This window comes from Synechocystis sp. LKSZ1 (genome assembly GCF_040436315.1).
Lineage (GTDB): Bacteria > Cyanobacteriota > Cyanobacteriia > Cyanobacteriales > Microcystaceae > Synechocystis.
Genome location: NZ_AP031572.1, coordinates 1,317,641 through 1,341,509, shown reverse-complemented (window position 1 = coordinate 1,341,509; position 23,869 = coordinate 1,317,641). Strand labels below are relative to the sequence as shown.

The 23,869-nt window shown below is 49.5% G+C and carries 22 protein-coding genes; 13 read left to right on the top strand and 9 right to left on the bottom strand.

Translation table 11 applies throughout. From position 1 onward, the window contains the following. Window positions 1-3 precede the first annotated feature (3 nt). Window positions 4-1,461 carry a BCD family MFS transporter gene (locus ABXS88_RS06360; protein WP_353674344.1) on the bottom strand — a complete coding sequence of 486 codons (1,458 nt, stop codon included), beginning with the start codon at window positions 1,459-1,461 and terminating at the stop codon, window positions 4-6. A gap of 390 nt (window positions 1,462-1,851) precedes the next feature. Here ABXS88_RS06360 and ABXS88_RS06355 point away from each other — a divergent pair, with 390 nt between their 5' ends. Continuing rightward, window positions 1,852-3,795: a hypothetical protein gene (locus ABXS88_RS06355; protein WP_353674343.1), complete on the top strand. Its 1,944-nt coding sequence runs from the start codon at window positions 1,852-1,854 to the stop codon at window positions 3,793-3,795. A gap of 22 nt (window positions 3,796-3,817) precedes the next feature. On the opposite strand, the gene corA is transcribed toward ABXS88_RS06355, so the two are convergent. Further along, window positions 3,818-4,978 carry a magnesium/cobalt transporter CorA gene (gene corA, locus ABXS88_RS06350; RefSeq protein ID WP_353674342.1) on the bottom strand — a complete coding sequence of 387 codons (1,161 nt, stop codon included), beginning with the start codon at window positions 4,976-4,978 and terminating at the stop codon, window positions 3,818-3,820. Between the two features lie 224 nt (window positions 4,979-5,202). On the opposite strand from corA, the gene ABXS88_RS06345 reads away from it, so the two are divergent. The 5 genes from ABXS88_RS06345 to ABXS88_RS06325 all read left to right on the top strand — a co-directional run bounded on the left by ABXS88_RS06345 (window position 5,203) and on the right by ABXS88_RS06325 (window position 9,909). After that, on the top strand, window positions 5,203-5,454 hold the full coding sequence (locus tag ABXS88_RS06345) for a hypothetical protein (protein ID WP_353674341.1): 252 nt from the start codon (window positions 5,203-5,205) through the stop codon (window positions 5,452-5,454). Between the two features lie 12 nt (window positions 5,455-5,466). Beyond that, the gene (locus ABXS88_RS06340) at window positions 5,467-5,784 is read left to right on the top strand and encodes a DUF6825 family protein (RefSeq protein ID WP_353674340.1); all 318 of its coding nucleotides are present in this window, start codon (window positions 5,467-5,469) and stop codon (window positions 5,782-5,784) included. A gap of 73 nt (window positions 5,785-5,857) precedes the next feature. Then, window positions 5,858-7,615: an AarF/ABC1/UbiB kinase family protein gene (locus ABXS88_RS06335; protein WP_353674339.1), complete on the top strand. Its 1,758-nt coding sequence runs from the start codon at window positions 5,858-5,860 to the stop codon at window positions 7,613-7,615. Window positions 7,616-7,684: 69 nt separating this feature from the next. Beyond that, window positions 7,685-8,431, top strand: coding sequence for a Stp1/IreP family PP2C-type Ser/Thr phosphatase (locus ABXS88_RS06330; RefSeq protein ID WP_353674338.1), 747 nt, complete (start codon window positions 7,685-7,687; stop codon window positions 8,429-8,431). A 113-nt stretch (window positions 8,432-8,544) separates the two neighbouring features. Next, window positions 8,545-9,909 (top strand): GTP-binding protein, encoded by a 1,365-nt coding sequence (locus tag ABXS88_RS06325; RefSeq protein ID WP_353674337.1) that lies wholly within the window; start codon window positions 8,545-8,547, stop codon window positions 9,907-9,909. 38 nt (window positions 9,910-9,947) lie between these two features. On the opposite strand, the gene ABXS88_RS06320 is transcribed toward ABXS88_RS06325, so the two are convergent. The 5 genes from ABXS88_RS06320 to ABXS88_RS06300 form a co-directional block, all read right to left on the bottom strand. Then, the gene (locus tag ABXS88_RS06320) at window positions 9,948-10,271 is read right to left on the bottom strand and encodes an RNA-binding protein (RefSeq protein ID WP_353674336.1); all 324 of its coding nucleotides are present in this window, start codon (window positions 10,269-10,271) and stop codon (window positions 9,948-9,950) included. A 231-nt stretch (window positions 10,272-10,502) separates the two neighbouring features. Then, on the bottom strand, window positions 10,503-11,744 hold the full coding sequence (locus ABXS88_RS06315; protein WP_353674335.1) for a DUF445 family protein: 1,242 nt from the start codon (window positions 11,742-11,744) through the stop codon (window positions 10,503-10,505). A 65-nt stretch (window positions 11,745-11,809) separates the two neighbouring features. Beyond that, window positions 11,810-12,520 carry a bifunctional demethylmenaquinone methyltransferase/2-methoxy-6-polyprenyl-1,4-benzoquinol methylase UbiE gene (gene ubiE / locus ABXS88_RS06310; protein ID WP_353674334.1) on the bottom strand — a complete coding sequence of 237 codons (711 nt, stop codon included), beginning with the start codon at window positions 12,518-12,520 and terminating at the stop codon, window positions 11,810-11,812. Between the two features lie 45 nt (window positions 12,521-12,565). Continuing rightward, window positions 12,566-13,330 (bottom strand): hypothetical protein, encoded by a 765-nt coding sequence (locus ABXS88_RS06305; protein WP_353674333.1) that lies wholly within the window; start codon window positions 13,328-13,330, stop codon window positions 12,566-12,568. Window positions 13,331-13,539: 209 nt separating this feature from the next. Further along, complete coding sequence (locus ABXS88_RS06300) at window positions 13,540-14,991, bottom strand: DASH family cryptochrome (RefSeq protein ID WP_353674332.1); 1,452 nt, start codon at window positions 14,989-14,991, stop codon at window positions 13,540-13,542. Window positions 14,992-15,088: 97 nt separating this feature from the next. On the opposite strand from ABXS88_RS06300, the gene ABXS88_RS06295 reads away from it, so the two are divergent. The 6 genes from ABXS88_RS06295 (at window position 15,089) to ABXS88_RS06270 (ending at window position 21,581) form a co-directional block, all read left to right on the top strand. Further along, window positions 15,089-17,356 (top strand): adenylate/guanylate cyclase domain-containing protein, encoded by a 2,268-nt coding sequence (locus ABXS88_RS06295; protein ID WP_353674331.1) that lies wholly within the window; start codon window positions 15,089-15,091, stop codon window positions 17,354-17,356. 29 nt (window positions 17,357-17,385) lie between these two features. Beyond that, window positions 17,386-18,159, top strand: coding sequence for an MBL fold metallo-hydrolase (locus ABXS88_RS06290; RefSeq protein WP_353674330.1), 774 nt, complete (start codon window positions 17,386-17,388; stop codon window positions 18,157-18,159). A 100-nt stretch (window positions 18,160-18,259) separates the two neighbouring features. Then, window positions 18,260-19,732, top strand: coding sequence for a diguanylate cyclase (locus ABXS88_RS06285; protein WP_353674329.1), 1,473 nt, complete (start codon window positions 18,260-18,262; stop codon window positions 19,730-19,732). A gap of 15 nt (window positions 19,733-19,747) precedes the next feature. After that, entirely contained in the window at window positions 19,748-20,203 is a 456-nt protein-coding gene (locus tag ABXS88_RS06280; protein ID WP_353674328.1) for an EVE domain-containing protein, read from the top strand. A gap of 26 nt (window positions 20,204-20,229) precedes the next feature. After that, complete coding sequence (gene lpxD / locus ABXS88_RS06275; RefSeq protein WP_353674786.1) at window positions 20,230-21,267, top strand: UDP-3-O-(3-hydroxymyristoyl)glucosamine N-acyltransferase; 1,038 nt, start codon at window positions 20,230-20,232, stop codon at window positions 21,265-21,267. After that, on the top strand, window positions 21,264-21,581 hold the full coding sequence (locus ABXS88_RS06270; protein WP_353674327.1) for a DUF2499 domain-containing protein: 318 nt from the start codon (window positions 21,264-21,266) through the stop codon (window positions 21,579-21,581). The genes lpxD and ABXS88_RS06270 overlap by 4 nt, the downstream gene beginning before the upstream one ends. Here ABXS88_RS06270 and ilvN read toward each other — a convergent pair. Then, window positions 21,578-22,096 carry an acetolactate synthase small subunit gene (ilvN, locus tag ABXS88_RS06265; protein WP_353674326.1) on the bottom strand — a complete coding sequence of 173 codons (519 nt, stop codon included), beginning with the start codon at window positions 22,094-22,096 and terminating at the stop codon, window positions 21,578-21,580. The genes ABXS88_RS06270 and ilvN overlap by 4 nt on opposite strands. Window positions 22,097-22,326: 230 nt before the next feature. Here ilvN and ABXS88_RS06260 point away from each other — a divergent pair, with 230 nt between their 5' ends. Further along, window positions 22,327-22,482 (top strand): hypothetical protein, encoded by a 156-nt coding sequence (locus ABXS88_RS06260; protein WP_353674325.1) that lies wholly within the window; start codon window positions 22,327-22,329, stop codon window positions 22,480-22,482. A gap of 4 nt (window positions 22,483-22,486) precedes the next feature. Here the strand turns inward: ABXS88_RS06260 and argJ are convergent, their stop codons facing one another. Then, on the bottom strand, window positions 22,487-23,728 hold the full coding sequence (gene argJ, locus ABXS88_RS06255) for a bifunctional ornithine acetyltransferase/N-acetylglutamate synthase (protein ID WP_353674324.1): 1,242 nt from the start codon (window positions 23,726-23,728) through the stop codon (window positions 22,487-22,489). Between the last annotated feature and the right edge of the window lie 141 nt (window positions 23,729-23,869).

Genomic DNA, 23,869 nt, shown 5'->3' with positions numbered 1-23,869 from the left:
GAATTAATCTAAATCCCCCGCCATAACAGTGGCAATGGCCCTTTGGGCGTTGTCTTGGAACTCCCGGATATTGACCCGATTGAGCAAAAAAATGGAGGCCACTAAGCCAACGGCTTGGAGTAGAAATACCAAACCATAGGCTAAAACCGGTTGGCTAAAGATCTCCTTGCCAATATTGAGAACAACGCCCCCCAACACCGTCGCCAAGCCGCGAGACATTGCTTGGGACAGGCCCCAGGCCCCAATAAAGGTTCCTGCCGTTTCTGCCGCCGTGAGATCCAGCATTAAACTGGTTGCACCGGCTGTAATCATGCCGGAAGCCAGGCCAAAGAACAAGAGTCCTGATTTGAGTAAGCTAACATTCTGGGTAAAACCCGCAAGAATCAGTAGGCTAAAACAGGCCGCCGCCAAGGCACAGCCCAGGGCCGTGGTTCGTTGTTTACCGAGATGGGGTAACACCAAAAAGCCCGTTGAACCAATGCCGATCAGGGTTCCTGTCCCAAAGAAGGCATTCAATTGAGTAGTTTCCGCAATACACAGGCCAAACACTTCACCGCCGTAGGGTTCCAGTACCGCATCCTGCATAAATAAACTGAGGGTTAGCAGGAGTAAAAAGCCAAAAAATAGGCCCGTCTGTCGGCTAGCGGTTAAAATTTTCAGGGCCCGGCCCAGGGTAATTTGGTCTTCTCGTTCAACGTAGTGGGAGCGTGTACTAAAGCGAGAATAGCGTTTTTCCACTCCCAGGGTCGCAATCCAAGCCAAGCCCAGAACCAGGCCCGGCATGATCACAAAGACTGGATTAATGGCCGCCTGGAGTTCAGAGATATTGACAGTGCCTCCCCCCTTGCTGGGATCATAGGTCAAAATTGCCTGGCCACAAATATTAGGAGTATTTAACAACTTAGAGCTGACAATGGCCCCAACCACAATGCCCACCATCAACATCGACCAAACAATCCCCACCAATTGAGAGCGATTATCTTCGTCAGAAACATCCACCAACAGGGCCGCAAAGGGTGTAGAACTCATGCTCAAGCTCAGGCCATAGCCGCCAAAAACAACGCCGAGCAAAACGGCCCAGGCCATGGTTACCAAACTCCAGCCGGAAGCCTGGAGACTCAGACCCAGTTGCCACACCACCTGCAGGGCCAGAAAGGAGGAAGTTGTAAACAGAATGGCTCCAATCCAGACATAACCCGTGCGCTGGTAGTCCCAAATCCGCTTGCTGTCGGATAGCTGGCCAAACCAAACCCGCGCCGGACTGACAAACTGATAAACTGCAATGGCACTGGCTGCAATCCAGGGGACAACCGACAGTTCATCAATCAAAATACGGTTGAGAACGCCTAGGGTCAGCAAGGACATAATTCCCAGGCCCATTTGAAACAAACCCAGGCGGAACATAGTGTGTAAACCGAGCTTCGGTAAGCTAGAGACAGGATCAGTTTCGACAGTGGCCATAGAATGTTGAGACAACATGATTTTTATCAAGGATACCAATAATGAATTATTAAATCTAAACCAAGTCATTTAGGAATTTTGTACTATAAACACTATTTTATCAGTACAAAAACTAAGACATAGTGATTGTATCTAGTATCAAATACAATATTTAAGCTAGAATATCTAACAAGGTAAGCCATTTGATATATATTACTAGTCATAAAAAATGATGTCAAATTCAAATTCAAATTAAATATTGTTGTAATCTTTAAGTGATATAGAAGACAAAGGAATTAAAGCAAGCCAGATATTTTTAATATATATTAAAGTCTAAATTTAAATATATCGTCATTTATAGTTCGTTTCTAAGTTCGGTATAATCCAGAAGACTCTTACTCAAAATCAAGCATGTTTACTTTCTTTGTTTCTTCCATTGCGATAATTGTGCCAGCTTGGCTGATATCTACCAAGCTTATGCCAAAACAAATCCTCAACTCGCTACTTTTATATTTAGTACTTGTTTTATTACAAATTACACTTGTTGAAATCACATTAGGAGCATTTAATCTTCTCAATGCAAGAAGCTTATTAACGCTCTCAATCATAGAGTGCTTTACAGTGATTTTCATTTTTTATTACAAGTTTAATAAAGAAACGAGTTCAATCCATGCCGATACATCAAGAACTTTAGGTAAATTAAGTTCAGGGCCAATCGAGACGAATAAATCACTCGATCAAACTGGAATATTAATTATTTTTTTATTATTTTTATTGTTTTTTTATCCCTATAGATCGCTATTCAATGAGTTACTTGTCCAAGCTTTTTTAGTACATCCCTTGAGTTGGGATGTTGTTACCTACCACTTACCCAATGTTGTAGATTATATTAACGCCGGAAGCCTTTGGATACTCCAGGGAGTGTTTAGTGAATACCCTGGAGGAAATGAATTAATTAATGCCTGGAGCTTTTTGCCATTTAAGACTGATGTTTTACTTGGTTTTAATGGGCTTTTTATTGCTTCAGGATTTGGTCTTGTCTCTACCATTTTATTGTGCAACATATTAAAGGTTGACAATAAAATTTTACTCGGCTTATCAAGTTTTGTCCTTTGGTCTTTATGTTTATCTATCCCAGACTTTCAAAATATGCTTTTTGATTTTGGAAGAAATGATCTGCTTTTGGGTTTTTGGCAATTGGTTTCACTATGGTGTTTACAACAATCTTTATCTAACTTGAAAGAAAGAAAATTATGGCTGATACTTATGGGCCTTAGTTTAGGAATGGGAATTGGAACCAAGCCCAATGGTATTTATTATTTATTTGGTTTTATTGGTATGATGCTTTTGCCTCTTTGTACCAAAAATATTCCCAATAAATCATTAAAATCAAGATCCTCAGAAATTATATTATATGTACTTTTTCCCGTGTTTATAATAGGAGGATTTTGGTATATCAGAAACCTATTAAAAATGGGGACTTTATTTAAGTCTCGTTCTTCAGGTTCTCTACTGGGTGAAACCATAGCCACCAGCTTACTAAACCCGAATTTTTATCATCAAGATACAGCAATTTATTTATTTTTTATTTCCGTTATAATTACACTAATATGCTTTTTTGTATGGGCCCAAAATTGTTGTAAATTTAGTTTGGCTTTCAAATTGTACACAAGTTTTAATTTTATCGCTATATTAGCCCTGATTTTTACACCATTTTCCTCTGGGTATCCTATGGGAGACCAATGGTTTTTTAAGGTTCAACTGCGCTATGGCATTGCTTTACTACCTATTACAATAATACTGATTTTATTTTTGCTAAAAGATTTCTTGACTAGTACTTTTTCTGGATCATCCTATGCAGTAAAAATTCTTAATATTCTGGATAGAGGCATATACACAACCTCTAGGTCAAAGTCTAGCTTTTTTATTATTAGCTTAATTAATTTAATTTTAGTCGTTTTGATAATAACGCAGATTAATATCTATAAAACTCCCATTGGTTTGCCTGGATTTAATGATGTTTTATTTTTAGGGAATGTGCCTTCTAGTAATATTTATAAATGGGTTCAAGCTAATCTGAGTAATACAACTATTTATGATGTTGGTCTGCGCCCTTACGGGTTGTATGGCTTCCCCTTTAGCAACCACGTAATCTATCAAAGTGATTCCAGTGGATGGACTTATCAAAAGGCACTAGAAACCATTCAAGCATTCTCTCCCAAGTACCTTGTTATTAGTCGAGATCCTTTTTCTGCAAAGTTTCCTGAAGACATACAATTTCTGATCAATGATAAAAATAAGTTCCAGATAATATACCATGATCATCTTGCTCTGGTTTTCAGGATTAAATCCTAACTTATGTATAATATTTTGATTACTAATCATCTTTAATGTCGTAGGATGGACTGAGCCAGCCCCGTCGCCAGAAGAAAAATAGAGACCCTCCAGCAATAGTGATCATCACTCCCCAGGTCATCCAATAGCCCCAGCGAGATTTGAGTTCCGGCATGTACTCAAAATTCATGCCATAAACCCCGGCAATAAAAGTTAAGGGAATAAAAATAGTAGAAATAACGGTTAAAAATTTCATCACTTCATTCATTTTATTGCTCATGGAAGTCATATAAACTTCCATTAAGCTAGCGGCCAATTCTCGATAGGCCTCAATAATATCTAGTACTTGAATAATATGGTCGTAGCAATCTCGAAAATAAACTCGAACCTCGGGTGTAATTAAATTCGTCGTCGTGTCCCGCAGAAGGACATTCATAACATGGCGCAAGGGCCAAATCAAACGACGCAGGGCCAAGAGTTCCCGGCGAATATGATAAATCTCTTCCATTAAATGACTATTAGGACTACGAATAATTGTGTCCTCTAGAGCCTCAATGCGCTCTTCGTAATCCTCTAATAGGGGGAAGTATTCATCAATTAGCATATCCATTAATAAATACACTAGGTAGTCGGCCCCCTCATGGCAGACTCGGCCTTGGCTGGTGCGGATACGGTCGCGCACGGGATCAAAACAATCGGTGATTTCTCCTTCTTGAAAGGTCAATAGATAACGTTTGCCCAAAACAAAACTCACCTGCTCACTTTCAAAACCGTCTTCTTCCGGATTGGGACGGACACGATGGGCAATCACCATAATGTGGTCATGGTAATCTTCGAACTTAGCCCGCTGGGGTACATTCACCACGTCTTCCAGGAGCAGGGGATGGAGTTTAAAAATTTCCCCCACCTGCTTCAGCACTTCCTCGCTTCCCAGGCCTTGAATATCCATCCAAGACACTGTATTGGTCCCCAAGTAGGGGCGGAGGGCGTTGGGGGTGAGGTCAGACTTACGGACAGCATGGTCTGGGCTGTAGTCAATCAGAACAATGCGGGAGGGATGGGCATCGGGTTCAATGCTCAGGGTGCCGGGTTCACTTCCCGGTTCATCATAGAAATAATCGAAATAATCCTCTTCTTCCTCTTCCGGCTCTGCGGTGCGAAATTGGCGCAGAACAAATTCGGGATTGGGTAGTGATTGAGTCATAGGCGTTAGCTATTGAGGAGGGGAATAGAAAAGCTTATAGCGGGCATGAAGTATGCCGGTAGCCTTGCCCAAGGCGAGAAGTCTGAAGCTATTCTAGGAGAGTTTGACAAAAACCTCACGACAATTGAGGCTAAAAGAGGTTTTTCTAGGGCCACGGCAGGTGTCCGTTAGGATGAGGAGACGCCCAAGATTGCTCAACAATTGTTTTTACGATTATACCTTTTATGCGTACTCGCTTTCCCCTTTCCCTGCCCCGTTGGCAACGCTTAATGATGGTTGGCTTGGTAATGTTGTCTGCGGGTTTTGGCTTTGGCCTAGCCCTGCGCTCTGCGTTTTCCAGCCAGGAATCCGAGGGCCTTTTACAGACAGAACAGGATTTTCCACCCCGTAACGGTTGGCCTATTCCCGAAAAATCCCCTCTTCCTGCCGATGAGAATACCGGAAGGGCGCGTTATAATTCGTTACAAAATCCTTAACCCTTAATTTTTATGCAAAATTCAGTCCTGCATGCCTTCTTTTTGGGAAGAGCCTTAGCCGAAGTCCTCAGTGAACGCCTGGAAGAAAGTCTAACCTGTGCTCTCAGTGAGCTGGGTAAGTTTGATGCCGAGCAACGGGAATACCTCAGAAAATTGGTGGAGGAAGTCCAGGCCCGGGCGGCCCAGGAATTTGACCAAGGCAGTGGCACGATTATGACCACAGAGGGCCCGATGACCACCGATGCTCTACAAGAAACCCTCGATAAGCTCAGAGCAGACATTGCCAGCCTCAAGGTGGAATTAAAAAATTATCGTCAAGATCCCGGCTAGGCTATTTTGACATCTCCAACGCCAACTCTGCTGAGCGCTGTTTACTACCGAACCTATCTTCTAAATCAATTGCGTGTCTGCCCTGTCCCCCAAGCTCAACCCATCCCTTGCCTATTCTGCCGCCATGGTTGCTGACCGTCACCCGACTCCTCTGGAAGCAGAAAAAAAATATCGTTGGAATCAAGAAAACTATTCCATCACCCGTCGCCGGTTGGATATTTGGCGGTTTGTCTTGATCCTCCTCGGCCAATTTTGGTTGAATGGCAAGCCTTGGAGCTATCGGGGCGGTTTTAGTGAGGAGAAACGCATCCAACGTCGTCAACGCCAGGCCCGCTGGATTCGAGAGAGCTTACTCAACCTAGGCCCGACCTTTATCAAAGCCGGCCAACTCTTCTCTACCCGTTCGGATCTCTTCCCGGCGGAGTACGTGGAGGAATTATCTAAGCTTCAGGATGAAGTGCCGGCCTTTAGCTACGATCAGGCCAAGGCCCTGATTGAAAGAGAGTTCGGCAAATCCCTCTCGACGCTCTTTCTTAGCTTTGACCCGACACCTCTAGCAGCGGCCAGTCTCGGCCAGGTTCACAAGGCCCAACTCCACAGTGGTGAAGAAGTGGTGGTTAAAATTCAGCGGCCCGGGCTACACAAACTCTTCACCATTGATCTAGCCATCCTCAAGACCATCGCCCAATATTTTCAGAATCACCCCAAATGGGGTAAGGGCCGGGACTGGGTGGGCATCTACGAGGAATGTTGTCGCATCCTCTGGCAGGAAACGGACTATATCCGCGAGGGCCGCAATGCGGATACCTTTCGACGCAATTTTCGCCAGGAAGCCTGGGTCAAGGTGCCGCGAGTCTATTGGCGTTATACCTCCTCCCGCATTCTGACTCTGGAGTATCTTCCCGGCATTAAAATTAGTCACTACGATGCCCTAGAGGCTGCTGGCTTGGAACGGAAAACCCTGGCTCAACTGGGGGCCCGAGCCTATCTGCACCAAATTTTGAACCACGGCTTTTTCCATGCCGATCCCCACCCCGGTAATTTGGCCGTGAGCCCAGCGGAAGGGGCCTTAATCTTCTACGACTTTGGCATGATGGGGGAAATTACCCCGGAGACCAAAGAAAAGTTAATGGATACCCTTTTTGGCGTAGCCGAAAAAAATGCTGACCGCATTGTCTCCTCTTTAATTGCCCTAGGGGCCTTAGCGGAGGTGGATGACCGGGGGCCTATTCGTCGCTCCATTCAGTTTTTACTAGATAACTTTATGGACAAACCCTTTGAGGAACAGTCCATTACCAAAATTAGCGATGACCTCTACGAAATTGCCTACGACCAACCCTTTCGCTTTCCCGCCACGTTTACCTTTGTCATGCGGGCTTTTTCAACTCTAGAAGGGGTCGGCAAGGGTTTAGATCCCAACTTTAACTTTATGACCGTGGCTCAACCGTTTGCTCTACAGATTATGAATACTCCCAATGGCCCCAGCCCCAACAGCCTAATCGATGAACTCGGACGACAAGCTTTCCAAGTGAGTAATACGGCCCTGGGTTTACCTCGGCGCATTGAAGAAACCCTAGAAAAATTAGACCAAGGTGATCTGCGTATCCGTGTCCGGGCCAGTGAATCCGACCGTTTATTACGTCGTCTTAGCTTGATGCAGATGAGTACCAACTATACCCTGATGAGCTGTGCCCTGGCCTTGTCGGCTACCCTTCTTTTTGTTAATGGGTACGGGATCATCGCCGCTATTGTATTATTGGTAGCGGTAGCCCCGGCTTTGACTCTCTGGCGTCTGCTGAAAAAGCTGGATCGTCAAGAACGAATGTTTTAGGAGTTTTGATTTTACAATTGAATCCTCATTTCCAGATTTTTTGACCCTGTGTAATACCCATCAATCCCCGTGATAGACGTGAATTCCCCTATGCTTAGTCGTTGCTTCACTGGCCTGACCGATCCTGGGCTAGTTCGTACTGTCAACCAAGATAGTTTTTATCTCGACCCAGAAGCCCGTTTTTTCGTTGTGGCTGACGGTATGGGGGGCCACGCGGGGGGGCAGGAAGCCAGCCAGATTGCTACCCAAGCCATCCGGGCCTATCTAGAGGAACATTGGGAATCGGACCTCCCTTCCCCCCAACTGCTCCAGGAATCGATTCTGCATGCGAATCAAGGGATTCTGGATGACCAGAATGACCATCCTGAGCGCCGGGATATGGGCACTACTGCGGTCTTAATTATTTTTCGGCACGATGGCGCTTGGCGAGCCCATATTGGGGACTCACGACTGTACTGTTTAAGAGAAAAAAGCTTAAACCAGGTCACAGAAGATCATACCTGGGTTGCGAGGGCTCTTAAAGTCGGCGATATCAATAAAGAGCAAGCTAAAGTTCATCCCTGGCGTCATGTGCTCTTCCAGTGTCTTGGCCGCCAAGATTTGAATTTTATTGAAGTCGAGACCCTTGATGTACAGCCGGGAGACCTATTTTTACTCTGTAGTGATGGTTTGACCGAAGAAGTGGATGACGACGGGATCACCACCATTTTGAACTCCGAGGAATCCCAGGAAGTCAAGGCTCAAAAATTAATTGAGGAAGCCAAAAATTCCGGTGGATCGGATAATATTACCGTTGTATTAGTTGCTCAGACTTAGCGATGTCGCTTAGCGTACTGCTTTACTCACAAACCCTTGCTGGATGAGCGCAGAAGGGTTTGCTCGAATACCGTCAGGCCCTAATCCGTGAACTTTTTTGATTGAGTCCCCCCGTGACCGATCCTATTTCTTCTCCAGACCTCTCCCTTAAACAGGCCCAAGCGAGTATTCAGCAGGCCCTCAATTGGTTTGCGAGTCGGCGGCGTCACTGGAACTATCCCCCCAATCCAGACCTGCAAGCGGCCGTGCGCCCCGATCTCCAGGCCATAAAAGCGGCCCTCGAGAAGGTAGAGCAACGGCTTTTTAAAATTGCAGCCTTTGGCCTGGTAAGTCGTGGTAAATCAGCCGTTCTTAACGCCCTGATCGGTCAAAATCTACTGCCAACGGGCCCTCTCCATGGCGTTACCCAATGGCCCCAGTCCCTACGGTGGCAAACCAGCGAGAAAATCCAGATTGATCTGATTGATACCCCTGGTCTAGATGAAATTGCTGGGGAAGGGCGCTCCGAAATGGCTCAAACGGTGGCCCAGCAGGCGGATCTGATCTTGTTTATTGTAGCGGGGGATATTACCCGTACTGAATACCAGGCCCTCTGTGACCTCTGTCAAAATCGTAAGCCATTGCTGTTGGTTTTCAATAAAATTGATCTCTATCCCGACCAAGACCAGCAAGCCATCTATCAACAACTCCAAAACCTAGCTCAGCAAGCGGGCCAAGCCGCTATCCTCCGTCCTGAAGACATTGTCTGTGTAGCGGCGGATCCCCCACCCCAACGGCTTCGCCTAGAATTTAGCGACCGCCCCGATGAAGAACGTTGGGAAAAACCCGCCTCCCAGATCGATTCTCTGCGCCAGAAAATTCTCTTTCTACTCAATCAACGGGGGCCAGCCCTATTGGCCCTCAATGCCCTACTCCAAACCGAAGCTGCAGAACAACGCATTGCCCAGAAAACCTTAAAAATACGGGAGGTAGAGGCCAATGCTCTAATTTGGCGCTATGCCCAATACAAGGCCCTGGTGGTGGCTGCAAACCCCGTGGCGGTTCTAGACGTGCTAGGGGGTCTGGTCGCCGATCTCTTCTTGATTCGGGCCCTGGCACGACTCTACGGCTTGCCGATTACCAGTTTTGAAGCCGGAAAACTTTGGCAAAAAATTCTACTCAGTAGCGGGGGCCTGCTGTTGGGAGAACTGGGAGGGTCTGTGATGTTGAGCTTCAATAAGACTGCTAGCCTTTTAGAAAATCCTGGTAGTTTTAGTACTTACGCAGGAACTGCTTTTGTCCAGGCCGGCTTAGCGGGCTATGGAACCTATCTGGTGGGCCAGGCCACCAAAATTTACTTGGCCCAGGGATGTAGCTGGGGGCCTTGGGGCGCGAGTACTGTCATCCGGTCCTTGATCGACCAAATTACTCAACTGGGCCCTGAAAACAAAGAAGGCTTTTCTCAGGATGGCCCCAAGAAAAACCTGCAGGACGCTTAGCGTCGATTGAAGATAAAAGTTAAGGGTTGGACTTGGCCTTAATAGCCACCGCGGGAAAATTTACCGCCGCCGCCGCCACCCCGGCGGCCGCCGCCACCGCCACCGGAAGGGCCCCGGTCTTCCCGAGGACGGGCTTTATTGACTTTGAGGTCTCGTCCCATCCATTCCGCCCCATCCAGGGCATCAATGGCGGCTTGCTCTTCAGCATCAGTCCCCATTTCAACAAAACCAAAACCCCGGACTCGGCCGGTTTCACGGTCGGTCGGGAGTTGCACGCGCTTAACCGTGCCGTATTCTGCAAAAACAGAATTTAAATCTGCTTCTGTAACCTCGTAGGAGAGATTACCAACGTAAAGGGACATAGAGAGTCTCCAAAAACCAAGAAATTGTGTAGAGATTGAGATTTCGGAGAGAAGCCTGCCAATATCAACTGTGAAAAACTCGTCGTGAATACTTTAAACAAGAGCAACTACCGATCCTTATTCTCAGTAAGCCATCATATCACTCCCCACCCCGTTTGGGGGCTTATTTGTCCAGAAGTTTTTATATTTTTACGGTTCTCCCGCTGGCCGAGGTGTCGGCACGGAAGCGCTTTAGTGGGGCGTGGAAGCATAGATGAAAAGGCTCTGGAGAATACCAATCAGTAGGCCGAGGACACCGCCGAGGTTCACGATGGCCTGGAGCTCTGTTTTCACCAAGGTTTGCACCGCTTCCTCTAAATCCTGGGGAGAGGTGGCCGTAATCCGATTCACAATCACTTGATCGATGGAGAGTATGGGGATTACCTGCTGGACAATTTTTTCCAAGTCCGCTTCCAAATATCGCTCTAGGATCAGGGCCAATTCCTCGCTGACTAGGCCCAGGGAACCCGTGAAGGTTTCGGAGGATTGCAGACGATTGATAATCACACGGGCCAGATTATCCCAGTCAATGGATTGGCCAAAGTCTTTTAAAAAATGTTCCCCACTTTCCCGAATGTAGGTTCTGACCACGTCCCCAGTGGTTTTGCGGAGTTGTCGCACCGTGGAGAGGGGTAAATTTTGGAGGGAGAGATGGTGCAGCCAGTCTTTGATGCGACTACGGACTTCCAGGGACAGGAGTAATTCCTTCAGGCGAGTATTGGCGGTTTCTTTTTCTTCTAGACAAAAGCTCCGTAAACGGGTGAGGGCATTGCGGACTCCGAAAAGATTGGCCACTACCCAGTAGGTGCCGCTGGTTTTTTCTCGAAAGCCCTCATCAATCACCTGAATATTGCGGTCGGTTAAAAAATCCACGAGGGCCAAACGGAGGGTATCGGGGGGCAAAATACTTTCTAGCAACCAATCGGTAAACTGACGAGATTGCAACTCTGAGAGGCGGAACTCCAGCAGGATTTGGTCAAAAATTTGTTGAATCTGGGCCTCTAAAAAATCTTCGCGCCGGGAGAGAGTTCGTAACAAACGAGGCAAGGATTCGCTAAACAGATCTCGCAGAATATTGGCCAGAATGCGGGCCGTTTTTTGCTCTTTGTCGGCCCGGACTTGCTTCAGGGCCAAGGTCAGGAGCCAGCGTAAGGCCGCTTCCACTCGTTCCTTTTGCAGTAATTTCTGGGCTAGGCGTTGTAACTCTTCTGGGGTTAACAGCGAGCCCATGATCGTATCTGAGACACGCTTGGCCAAGCGTTCCTGGTTACGTGGAATCAGGCCAGGGGTGAGGGGAAGCTGATAACGTCCGATAAAGATCGGTTTATAGGGACGAAATAGCATATTGATTGCTAAATCGTTGGTGAAGTAGCCAATGATGGCACCCCCGAGGGGAGGGAGTACCCAATCCAGCAATACATTCCAGGCCAGCATTCTTGTTTTATCCGTTTACCAGGGCTGGGAGGCGAGGGTAGGAAGGACAGTGGCCTTGGGCCCGCTTACTTTTGGGCCACTAGGACTCCCATCAGTCCCCCGGCAATTTCGTAATGAACCACTCGGGAAAAACCAGCATTGTAGGCCATTTTAACCTGTTCCTGGCCTGGGGGAAAACGGTCGAGGCTAGCTTGAATATAGGCATACTCCTCTGGCACCCGGAAATAGCCGGCCACCGCCAGCACAATCTGGTTTAAATACCAGTCTTGAAAGCGTTGCATCCAAGGGGCGCGGGGATGATTGAAATCCAAGATGGCGACTTTTTTGCCCACCTTCAGCACACGCTGTAATTCTGTGAGGGCCTGGGGAATATCGCCCACATTGCGGAGACCATAGCCCATCGTGGCACCATCAAAGGACTGGTCGGCAAAGGGCAGGGCCAGAGCATCGCCTTGCAACCATTGGACGGAATATTGGGGATAGGTCTGCCGGTGACGTTGGGCGGCGAGGGCCAGCAGTTCTGAGCAAAAATCTAGGCCCACGACTTGGCCCGAAAGGCCGACTTGTTTGGCCAAACGTTGGGTTAAATCCCCCGTCCCACAACACACATCCAAAACCTGGTCTCCCTGCTGACAAGCACTCCAGCCAACGGTCATGGCCTTCCAGACCTGGTGTTGCCCCAGACTCAGCCAAAAATTGAAGGAGTCGTAGACGGGGGCAATGCGACCAAAAAGGGCCTCGACTTCTGTTGGAGTAGGCGGGGACACAGCGGGCATAGTTGAGGATTGTAAATATTGAGGACAGCAAACACTGGGATTATTTTACCAAGCAAGACTGGCCGCTTCTGAGCCTGGATACTGAGACCGGGGAATTCCTCGAGGGCAAAGGACTGGCCGACGCCATTCAAATTCCCCACACCAGCCGATCTCCGCGTCCAGGGCCGGTAATGAGGGTTCCGTTGTGAGAGGGGTGAGATGCAGAATATAGGTCACAAGTTCGTCACTTAATTCACCGATAAAACCACTAGCTTGAAAGGTTTTTATCCATTGGGGTAGGGCCTCCCCTGGCCGGGTTTGATAAAACCAATCAGCCAAGGCATCTCCGTTTTCTTCTTCCCAGTGAAAGTCCACGCTCATGCTGGCAACGTAGGTCAGGACTTCTACTAAATAGTCTCCGGCAGGAATGTCAAGAACCTGAAAATAATCTCGATAGCCCTGGAGACCCTCTCCCCCCATGGCCCCGAGCCAGTCTTCGGGAGAGCCGCCGCCACACATCAGCAGTAATTGTCCGCAGGGAATATGCAATTTGCTTTGAATGCGCCCGATCCATTCCGCTTCCTCATCGGGAGTAAGCTCACCCATGACCAGGATGGCCCTATCAAAGGCACAGTCACCAGGGAAGAAGAGGGGCAAACAAAGGCCCTGTGCCAAGAGGGAACGCATGGCGGTCTCTTCACCTGCTCGTAGAATTTCTGCCAGGCTTTCTGGCGTTAAGAAACTATTGCCGAGGCTTGCGGAGGTGAGGACGTAGTAAGGGCCGTCACAGAAAAAGTTGTCAGGCAGCGGATGGCAATGACGGGTAAGCATGATTCAATCTCCCAGAGGCTTTGTACTTCAGTGTTAGCCTAAAAAGAAACCCAAAGGTATTTTTTCTTGGACAATCCAGCCAGGCCCTATGACGATAAATTCCTCTCCTCTAGATAGAGACTCCACAGTTCATAGAGACTCCACAGTTCCCCCAGAAGCTCCCGAACCCATTCTTTGTCAGTATTGTTTGCGCACTGCTAGTAATGGCATCAGGTGCCGGGGAATGTGCGTTGCTGACGTTGAATAGATTGGAAAAAGTCCACCATCGGCCGGGGATAATCGACCCCTAAGCGGAGCCCAAACTGTTTTTGTTCGGTAACAGATAATTTCCAGGGTTCATGGATTTTGGCCCCAGGCAGGCCGGTCAGTTCTGGCAACCAGTGGCGCAGATAGTCCCCTTTCGGGTCATAGTCCTTGGACTGCTTGGCAATATTAAAGTAGCGAAATTCCCGCGCATCATTTCCCACCCCGGCAGTATAGCTCCAGTTGCCCCAATTGCTACAGACGTCGTAGTCGATCAGGCAGGATTCAAACCACTCGGCCCCGAGTCGCCAATCAATCCCTAAATTTTTGGTTAAAAAGCTAGCCACATTCTGCCGGCCCCGATTGGACATAAACCCCGTTGCCGCCAGTTCCCGCATATTGGCATCCACCAACGGATACCCGGTTTGGCCCGTGCGCCATTGTTCAAAGGCTGGCAAATCCAGGCGCCAAGGGACTTTTACACCGCGTAAACCTGACTGATAAAAAAGGCGGTTACCGTGTTTTTGGGCAATGAACCGAAAAAAATCCCGCCACAATAACTCAAAAATTAACCAGTAGGTTGACTCATTACTAATTCGTTGGGCCTCGTAGGCCTTGACCTGTTGGTAGAGATAACGGGGGGATAGACAACCCAGGGCCAACCAGGGGGAGAATTTGGAGGAATAGTCGGCCCCCAACATTCCATTACGGGTTTCCTTATAGGTTTTGAGGCAATCGGCCTGCCAAATATAATGCTGGACGCGGGCCAGACCAGCGGCTTCTCCCCCGACAAAAGCCAAAACACCTCGGGGATCGGGGATTGCCTTTTCGGGTTCCAGATTAGGAGGGGGCGCCCAGGGCCCTAACTCAGGACAAGGCGGAAGTTGGGCTGGCACGGGATAGGGAGTACGAACCAGAATCTTTTTTTTCTCGACGGCCTGGCGAAAATGGGTAAAGAGTTCCGGTAATTCACTGATGGGGAAGGGGAGATCATCGGGATGATAGAGGGTCGTTCCCCAAAAGCCTTGGCATTGAACCGATAAACCAGCTAAATTCTGGGCCAAGGCCGCTTCGATCTGGCATTCTTCGCTGGTGACTTCCCGATGGTAGTAAAGATGGGTAATCCCGTGCTGTTGAACAAGGTCAGGAATGATTTTCTCCGGTGGGCCATAGCGGATAATCAGTTGGCTTCCTCGTTTCTCTAGGGATGTTGTTAAATCCTGGAGAGCTTCCCGCCAAAATTGCGCCCGAAAGCGCCCGGTTTTCGGAAAGCCAAAGGACGTTTGACCAAACTGTCGTGGATCGTAGATGTATAACGGTAAAATTTCTCCACCCTGTTGGCAGGCTCGGTGTAGAGGTTCGTGGTCTTGGAGACGGAGGTCGTTGCGAAACCAAACAAGGGTGCGAGGGGAAGCCATGGGATGGGAACGGAAATAGAATTGAATCCTAATCTAGCGCCAAGGGATAATTTCAGGTTTAAGCTGGTGGGGATAGCCCTAGAATTCATCCAAAGACATGATGGTGCTAAAGCGGTTGTTGGCTCCAGGCCTAAAAGACTTTTTTTGGCGTACTCGGGGTATTTGGATTACCAGTCCGACAGTATCCCTGCTGGTCATTCTACTTCGCCTGAGCGGCTCCCTCCAGGGTTGGGAATGGCGGGCTTACGACTTGGTGATGCGGTCGCGTCCATCCCTGGTGCAGGATTCTCGCGTTGTGATTGTCGGCATTGATGAAAAAGATGTAGCGGGCCTGAAGACGTCAATTTTTTCTGACCAGTTACTGGCGGATTTGTTAACCAAGCTTAAGGCCATGCAACCCAAGGCCATTGGCCTGGATGTCTATCGTGATGTTCCCGTTCCCCCCGGAGAAGCGGCCCTGGCCAAAATTTTTCAATCCACCCCTAATCTGATCGGGATTCAAAAGGTAGCCGGCCAATCGGGAATCGATACCGTTGCCCCTGCCCCCATCCTCAAAGCCCGTCATCAGATCGCAGCCAATGACTTGCCGGTGGATGCAGATAATGTCATTCGCCGGGGTTTTGTCTATCTCAGCAACGGCCAAGAAACCTTTTATAGCTTTGCTCTTTATCTGTCTCTGATCTATCTCGATTCCGTGGGGGTGGTAGCGGAAGACATCCCTGGCACCGACAACTTTCGCCTTAAGCAGGCCGTCTTTCAACCCCTCGATAGCAATGAAGGCAGTTATATCCGCACCGATGCCGGCGGGTTTCAGCTTTTGATTAACTACCGAGGCGGCAAAAACAGCTTCCCCCAGGTCTCTATGACCGATATCCTCCAGCAACGGGTACCCAAGACTTGGGGCAAAGACCGCATTATCCTAATCGGCAAAGTCGGCGAAAGTTTCAAAGATTCCTACTTTACGCCCTACAGTGATATGGCTGGTCTGGCCCAGGCCATGCCAGGGGTTGAAATCCACGCCAATATTATTAGTTCGATCCTGAGTGCAGCCCTAGATCAGCGGCCCCTTCTACACGGTTGGCCCGAGGCCCTAGAATGGCTCTGGATTACGATTTGGTCAACGTTAGGAGCCGTCCTTAGTTGGCAATTTCGTTACCGACCTAAACAACAGTACACCAGCTACCTCCGCTGGGGGAGTATCAGCCTCAGCCTCGTGGCCTTGGCAGGTATTAGCTATGGGGCCTTCCTTAACGGCTGGTGGATTCCCCTGGTACCGCCTTTTTTAGGGTTTATTGGCTCATCTGTTTTGATTACTGCTTTGATGGCCCGGGCCGGGGCCAAAGTGCGTCAAACCTTTGGGCGTTATCTAACGGATCAGGTGGTCGCCAACTTGCTGGAACATCCTGAGGGCCTGCAATTGGGGGGAGACCGCCGCAGGATTACCCTGCTGACCTCCGATCTGCGGGGCTTTACAGCTACCTCCGAACGCCTTAGTCCGGAAGAGGTCATTAAAATCTTGAATCTCTACCTGGGGGCCATGGCTGAGGTCATCACCCACTACCAAGGCACCATTGATGAATTCATGGGAGATGGTATTCTTGTATTGTTTGGGGCGCCTACCTCTCAGGCCGACGATGCCCTAAGAGCCGTGGCCTGTGCCGTTGCTATGCAACAGGCCCTGGGTCAGGTTAATCAGCAGATTATGGCCTGGGGCCTCCAACCCCTAGAAATGGGGATTGGCATCAATACCGGCGAAGTAGTGGTGGGCAATATTGGCTCAGAAAAACGTACCAAATACGGTGTGGTAGGCAGTCAGGTTAACTTGACCTATCGGATCGAGTCCTACACCACGGGCGGCCAGGTTTTAATTTCAGAATCGACCCTGCTTGAGGCTGGGGATGCGGTGCAAATTCATGGCAAACGGGCTGTCAAACCCAAGGGGGTTAAAAACGATATTGTAATTTGTGATGTGGGGGGGGTTGCTGCTCCCTACGATCTTTATCTCACTAGCGAAGAAGAGGATTATGTGCCCATGCCCATCCCCCTGGCCCTCTCCTATGCCCATCTAGACGGGAAACATTTAGACGATACAATTATGCAAGCGCAGTTAGTGCAGTTATCCCGCAAAGGGGGGCAAATTCAACGCCTTAACCCGGCTTCGTCTCCGCCCAGTCCCTTGACCAACATCAAACTCAACTTCCAGCCGATTTCCGGCCAAACCACTGATCTGACGGGGGACATTTATGCCAAAGTTATTGAAACTCCCAATAGTGATCCTGATTATTTTTACGTTTATTTTTCCGCTAGGCCCCCAGAAATAGAAACCTATTTAAATCACCTCTACGAAACTCTCGAAAAAGCTTAATCGGTGTCCCAAGGAGTCAATCATCGACGATGAAACTATTATTTCTCGGTTCAGGTTCTGCCTTTACAATTGGATCGGATAATTTTCAATCCAATATGCTATTCCTTGCAAAGAATGGGCGTAAGCTTTTGATCGACTGTGGCACCGATATTCGATTTTCCCTCTACCAAGCTGGCTTTTCTTACCACGATATTACCGATATTTATATTAGTCATCTCCATTCCGACCATGTGGGGGGATTAGAATACATCGGCTTTATGACCAAGTTCGATCCCCATTGCCATCGTCCAACCTTATACCTTAGCCAAGATATTGCCATTGACCTCTGGCACAAAAGTTTAGCAGGGGGAATGGAGGCTCTGGAAGGGGAATTGGCTGATCTAGATAGTTTTTTTAAAATTCATCCTCTCAAACCTAATGGTCATTTCACTTGGGAAGATATTACCTTTCATTTGGTGAAGTTAAATCATGTAAATACAGGCTTTATGCTGATGCCGGCCTACGGTTTGTTTTTTGAGATTGGAGGCACGAAAATCTTTCTCACCACGGATACAAAACTTTGTTCTGAAGAACTACAGACCTATTACCTAGAAGCAGATTTAATTTTCCATGATTGTGAAATTTCTAATACCCCCACCCCGGTTCATGCCCATTATCAACAACTTCTGATGCTCTCCCCAACCATTCGTCAAAAAATGTGGTTATATGGGTATCAAGCTGGGAGTTTGCCCGCTGCTCAAGCAGATGGATTTTTAGGCTTTGTTAAGCGAGGCCAAGTCTTTGATTTCGACCAACGGGCTTAAGTATTCCAAAAACGGTTTTCTTCAAACGCCAATTCTTTCTAAGGAGAGCTGAAAAAATTCAAGCGTCTGACGGGTAGTGTGTAAGTAGTCTCTTTTGCCGATGGAATCTGGAACCCTAGCCCAAGCAATGCCGATTGTCGCTGTCTCCTCTGCTTCCTTACTTCGCCACTTTTCCATCTTGCTCAATGTGGGCGCCTTGGGGATCAGCTTACTGGGCTTCCTGGTTATCTGTGGCTGGTCTTGGCGTTTGATACCGCTAATCCAACTGCATCCCTCCTGGGTACCCATGCAATTCAATACGGCCCTGAGCTTTGTGTTCCTTGGTCTGGCGTTGTTTGGCCTTCTACATGGGCGTTCAGTGATTGCCCAATTCCTTACCGGACTTACAACAATAATGGCAGGTCTGACTCTACTGCAGTACATCACTGGTCTAAATGTAGGTATTGATGAACTTTTTTGGCAGCATACCGTTATCGTACAAACGATGTCCCCCGGACGCATGGCCCCCAACACAGCCCTTTGTTTTCTGCTCAGTAGTCTTGCTCTCTGGTTGCTTTCCCAGCGTCATCGTTATCCTTTGGTTTTGAGTGGTATTTTGGGGGCCTTGGTCATTGGCCTCGGCACTGTCGCAATATTTGGCTACTGGTCGGGAGTCGAGTCGGCCTATGGCTGGGGAAAATGGACAAGAATGGCGGTTCATACCGCCGGCGGATTTATCCTGGTGGGCTTGATGCTGATCGGAGAAGAACAATACTTTGCCAGAAAAGTAGGCTATCGTCTCCCGGCCCTGACTTGGGCCATGATGGTGGGGATTATGGGCGTTACGGTAACCCTGGCCTTTTGGCAGGCCCTGGGGGCCAACGACTTTGGCAAAACCCCGGCTGCCACGCAGGCTTTTCCCTGGGTTACGAGTGGTGTCTTGGTCTTTGGTCTGGCTTTTTCCCTGACTCTGGCAATTGCTGTCTGGTTTTCTGGCCAATTCCAAGCCCAAGTGGTGGCCCTCCAGGCGGCCCAAGTCAAAATTCTGAGCCTGAATGAACAGCTAGAGAAGCTCTCTTACCTGGATGGCCTGACAGGGATTGCCAATCGTCGCATGTTCGATCTGACTGCCGAGCGGGAGTTGGGCCATGCCTATCGACACCAATATCCCCTGGCCTTGATTCTCTTTGATCTGGATTACTTTAAGGCCTATAACGACCACTACGGCCATCTTCAGGGGGATCACTGTCTGCAACAGGTTGCTCAGGTGATCCAAGCCATGGCCCGGCGGCCGACGGATTTAGCCGCCCGCTACGGTGGAGAAGAATTTGTTCTTTTGCTTCCCGATGCCACCCTCTCGGCCGCCCAAGGCATTGCAGAAAAGGCCCTGCGGGAAGTGGGCAACTTGAATCTTCCCCATCCCACCTCTAAAGTCAGTACTGTCGTAACCCTGAGTGCGGGGTTGACGGCTTGTGTTCCCCAACAAAATACGGATATAAGGCATCTTTTTAAACAAGCAGACCAGGCTTTGTATCAGGCTAAGGCCCAGGGGCGAGCCTGTGTCGTGGCCCTGGCTAGTCCTCCCTTGAATTAGGCCTCGGAAAATACTATGAACTATTGGCTGATGAAATCGGAACCTACGACCTACAGCATTGACCACCTCCAAGCCGAACAGGTCACCCTCTGGGATGGCGTTCGTAATTACCAGGCCCGTAATTTTCTCCGGCAGATGTGCATCGGCGATCAGGCCTTTTTCTACCATTCCAATTGCCAACCCCCGGCGATTGTGGGACTGATGCAGGTGACGGCGGCGCAAGTCGTTGACCCGACCCAGTTTGACCCCCAGAGTGATTATTACGACCCCAAGGCCCGCCCCGAAGCCCCCCGCTGGCAGACAGTACAAGTAACCTTTCTGGAAAAATGGCCCCGGCCCATTTCCTTAGCAACGCTCAAAACGACCTTTAGCCCGGAGGAGTTGGACGTCGTTAAAAAAGGAAATCGTCTGTCGGTGATGCCCGTGGCCCTCCCCATTGCAGAACGTCTGCTGGCCCTGGCTTATAATTGAGAACATTCTTGACTTTGCCCGCTGTGATGCAATTCCGTGACCTTGTTGACCGTCTAGGCCCTCTGGTGCAGGCCCATAGCTTGACTGTGAAAACTGACCGCGATCCCATGATTGTGGGAGTCGCCGCTTTGGCTGAGGCTCCCCCCCAAAGTCTGAGCTATGTTGAGGGGGTAAAGTTTGCATCGCTGATTGCCACCACCAACGCCAGGGCCTTGATTATTCCCTGCGATGAAACAATTCAGTCCCTGTGTGAAGACCGGGAGATGGCCTGGATTGCGGTGAAAGACCCGCGTCTGGCCTTTGCTCAGGCCATTAGTTTGTTCTACCAACCCTTTCGACCCCCGGCAGGCATTCATCCCACGGCAATTATTGATCCCTCGGTGATCCTGGGGCAGGATCTTTACCTTGGCCCCCATGTGGTGATTCATGCTGGCGTGACGTTGGGTGATCGGGTCTGTATCCATGCCAATAGCGTTGTCTATCCTGGGGTGAGTATCGGGGAAGGGACAATTCTTCATGCCAACTGTACGATTCATGAGCGGACGCAAATAGGCCCAGATTGTGTGATTCATAGCGGTGCCGTGATCGGGGCCGAAGGTTTTGGTTTTGTACCCACCGCCGAAGGCTGGTTCAAAATGGAGCAGTCCGGTCTTGTCGTCCTCGAGCGCGGGGTTGAGGTGGGCTGCAATAGTGCCATTGACCGGCCCGCCGTGGGGGAAACTCGTATTGGTCAATACACCAAACTCGATAATCTGGTTCATATCGCCCATGGTTGTCACATTGGCCAGGCCTGCGCTATGGCGGCTCAGGTGGGGGTAGCCGGTGGCGTCACCATTGGTAATCGCGTTATCCTAGCGGGCCAAGTCGGGGTGGCCAACCAGTCCAAAATTGGTGACGGGGCCATTGCCTCTGCCCAAACCGGTATCCATGGAGAAGTGGCCCCTGGGGAAGTGGTGTCAGGGAGTCCCCATGTTCCTAATCGCCTTTACCTAAAGGCATCTGCTATCTATAAGCGTCTGCCGGAACTCTATCAAACCGTCAAACAATTGGCCAAAAAATCATGAATGCCCTGTCTCTGCCCACCTGGATGATCCATGTTTCCAGCGTGATTGAATGGATCGCGGCCATGGCCCTGGTCGGACGCTACGCCCAGGTTAGCCAACGGCCTCATTGGCAGGCTCTCGCTTGGGGGATGTTACCGGCCCTAGTCAGTGCTCTCTGCGCCTGTACTTGGCATTTTTTTGATAACCGAGAAAGCCTCGATTGGTTAGTGACCCTCCAGGCCAGTATGACAGTGCTGGGTAATTGCACCCTTTGCTTAGCGGCCTGGTGGATTTGGCGGCAAAGCCGGCCGACAAAAATCGGCCCCTTAGACTAAATCTTGGCTTCTAGAGATTTGAGATATTCAGTATTAACCCCCGATTCCCGGACGAGGGCAATTTTACCGGTGCGGGCCACTTCTCGAATACCAAACTTGGCCAGCATTTGAATAATGGCGACCATTTTACCCGGATCGCCGACCACCTCAATGGTGACGGTTTCCTCGGAAATATCGACAATGCGGGCCCGAAATACCTGGGCCAACTCGATCACTTCCGCGCGATTCACTGCCGCCGCACTCACCTTGACTAGCATGAGTTCTCGCTCAACACAGGGAGTTTGGGTGATATCTTGAACCTTGAGGACATTGATCAGTTTATAAAGCTGTTTGGTTAACTGCTCAATGGTGCTATCGTCTCCCGGTACCACCATCGTGATCCGAGACACCCCTCCCTGTTCTGCCGGCCCAACGGCCAAGCTTTCGATATTGTAGCCCCGTCGCGCAAAGAGTCCGGCGATACGAGTCAAAACGCCTGCTTCATCTTCTACCAAAACAGAGAGCGTATGTTTCATTTTCTACGTCAATACAAGCAACTAAAAAGGGGCTTCAGGTTACGGCAGGCGCAAACAGAGCTAGGTTAGATAGGCCCTGGTTTTGGGCAATCCAATTTTTCATCCTACCACGAATGCCTGGGGATCCTCCCCCAAGAGAATGAATTATTGTTCATCTGTCTTGGGGAGGTAGGGATTGGCCAAAACTCGTTCAATAAAGGATATTCCTCCTTTCACGCAGGGTTAGTATTATGGCCTTTCATACTATTAAGTTTTTGGTAATGGGAGCAACCCTCTTAGTTTGGCTGCGACTCGGCCTGAGTGCTGCTGGTTTTTTGACCCCGACAGTGGAGCCGCTCAGCGATGGCCCTAATGCCGGTAAGGTCAATTCGGTGCTGATTCTCTAGGGCCCTAGGTGGTATATTCAGCATTAATGCGGACGTAATCATAACTTAGGTCACAGCCCCAGGCCACGCCCGTCCCAGAACCGTTACCGACACAGACGGAAATCAGGACGGTATCTTCCTGGAGATAGGCCCCGGCAGCCGCTTGTTTGAGGTAGGCACTGGCGGCGGGCCGGTCAAAGGGGAGGGGCTGGCCGTTTTCCATCAGGGTAAAGGGCCCCAGCTTGATTTGTAGGTCTTCTTGCCGGAAAGTGGCACCGGCTCGGCCCGCGGCCCCGGCAATGCGGCCCCAGTTAGGATCCCGACCAAAAATAGCTGATTTCACCAGAGAAGACCCCGCAATGGTACGGGCAATTTTTCGAGCGGCGGTATCGTCAGTGGCGCCACTGACTTGGACTTCAATAAGGCAGGTGGCCCCTTCCCCATCCCGCGCAATGGCCTTGGCCAAATGTTCACAAACTGCCGTCAACATCGCTTCTAGTGTTTGGGCCTGGGGGCCGGCTTCCGTGATGGCCGGCGTCCGGGATTGACCATTAGCCAGGGCAATTAACGCATCATTGGTGCTGGTATCACCATCTACCGTAATTTGGTTAAAACTTTTATCGGCGGCCCGGCTGAGCATCTGTTGCCATAGCGTCGTTGAAACGGCGGCATCACAGGTAATAAAGGCCAACATCGTTGCCATATTGGGATGGATCATACCCGACCCCTTGGCAATGCCGCCAATGCGGACAGGGCGGCCATCAATTAGGGTTTCCAGGGCCACGCTTTTACTGATGAGATCCGTTGTAATAATAGCCTGGGCCGCGGCGGCACCGCCGGTTTCCGAAAGGGCGGCCACAACTTGGGGAATCCCAGACCGCAGGGCCTCCATTTTAATCCGTTGGCCAATCACTCCCGTTGAGGCCAGCAGAATTGATTCCGGGGCCAGATTGAGGGACTGGGCTAGGAGTTGCGCAGATTCTTGGGCATCATCCCAACCCTGACTACCAGTGGCGGCATTGGCCTGGCCCGCATTGATGAGGATGGCGCGGGCACTGGCCTTGGCCTGGAGACGCTGGCGACAGTAATCCACACAGGCAGCTCGAACTTGGCTGGTGGTAAAGACTCCGGCGGCAATGGCTTCCGACTCAGAATAGATCAGGGCCAAATCGGGAGCCCCAGAGGGTTTAAGGCCGGCCGTAATCCCAGCGGCCTTAAATCCCTTAGGAGCTGTAATACTGCCATCAATGACGCGCCAATCAGTCATGGGAAATCCTGTAATCCGGGTGATTTAGGGGCTGATTATAGCAGTTCTCCGCTGAGCAACCAGAAACCGAAGGTGCAATTATTAATATTTCTTGATTCTCAGGCCCAGTCAGAAAAAATAACCCCCACCAACGGCAGGGGT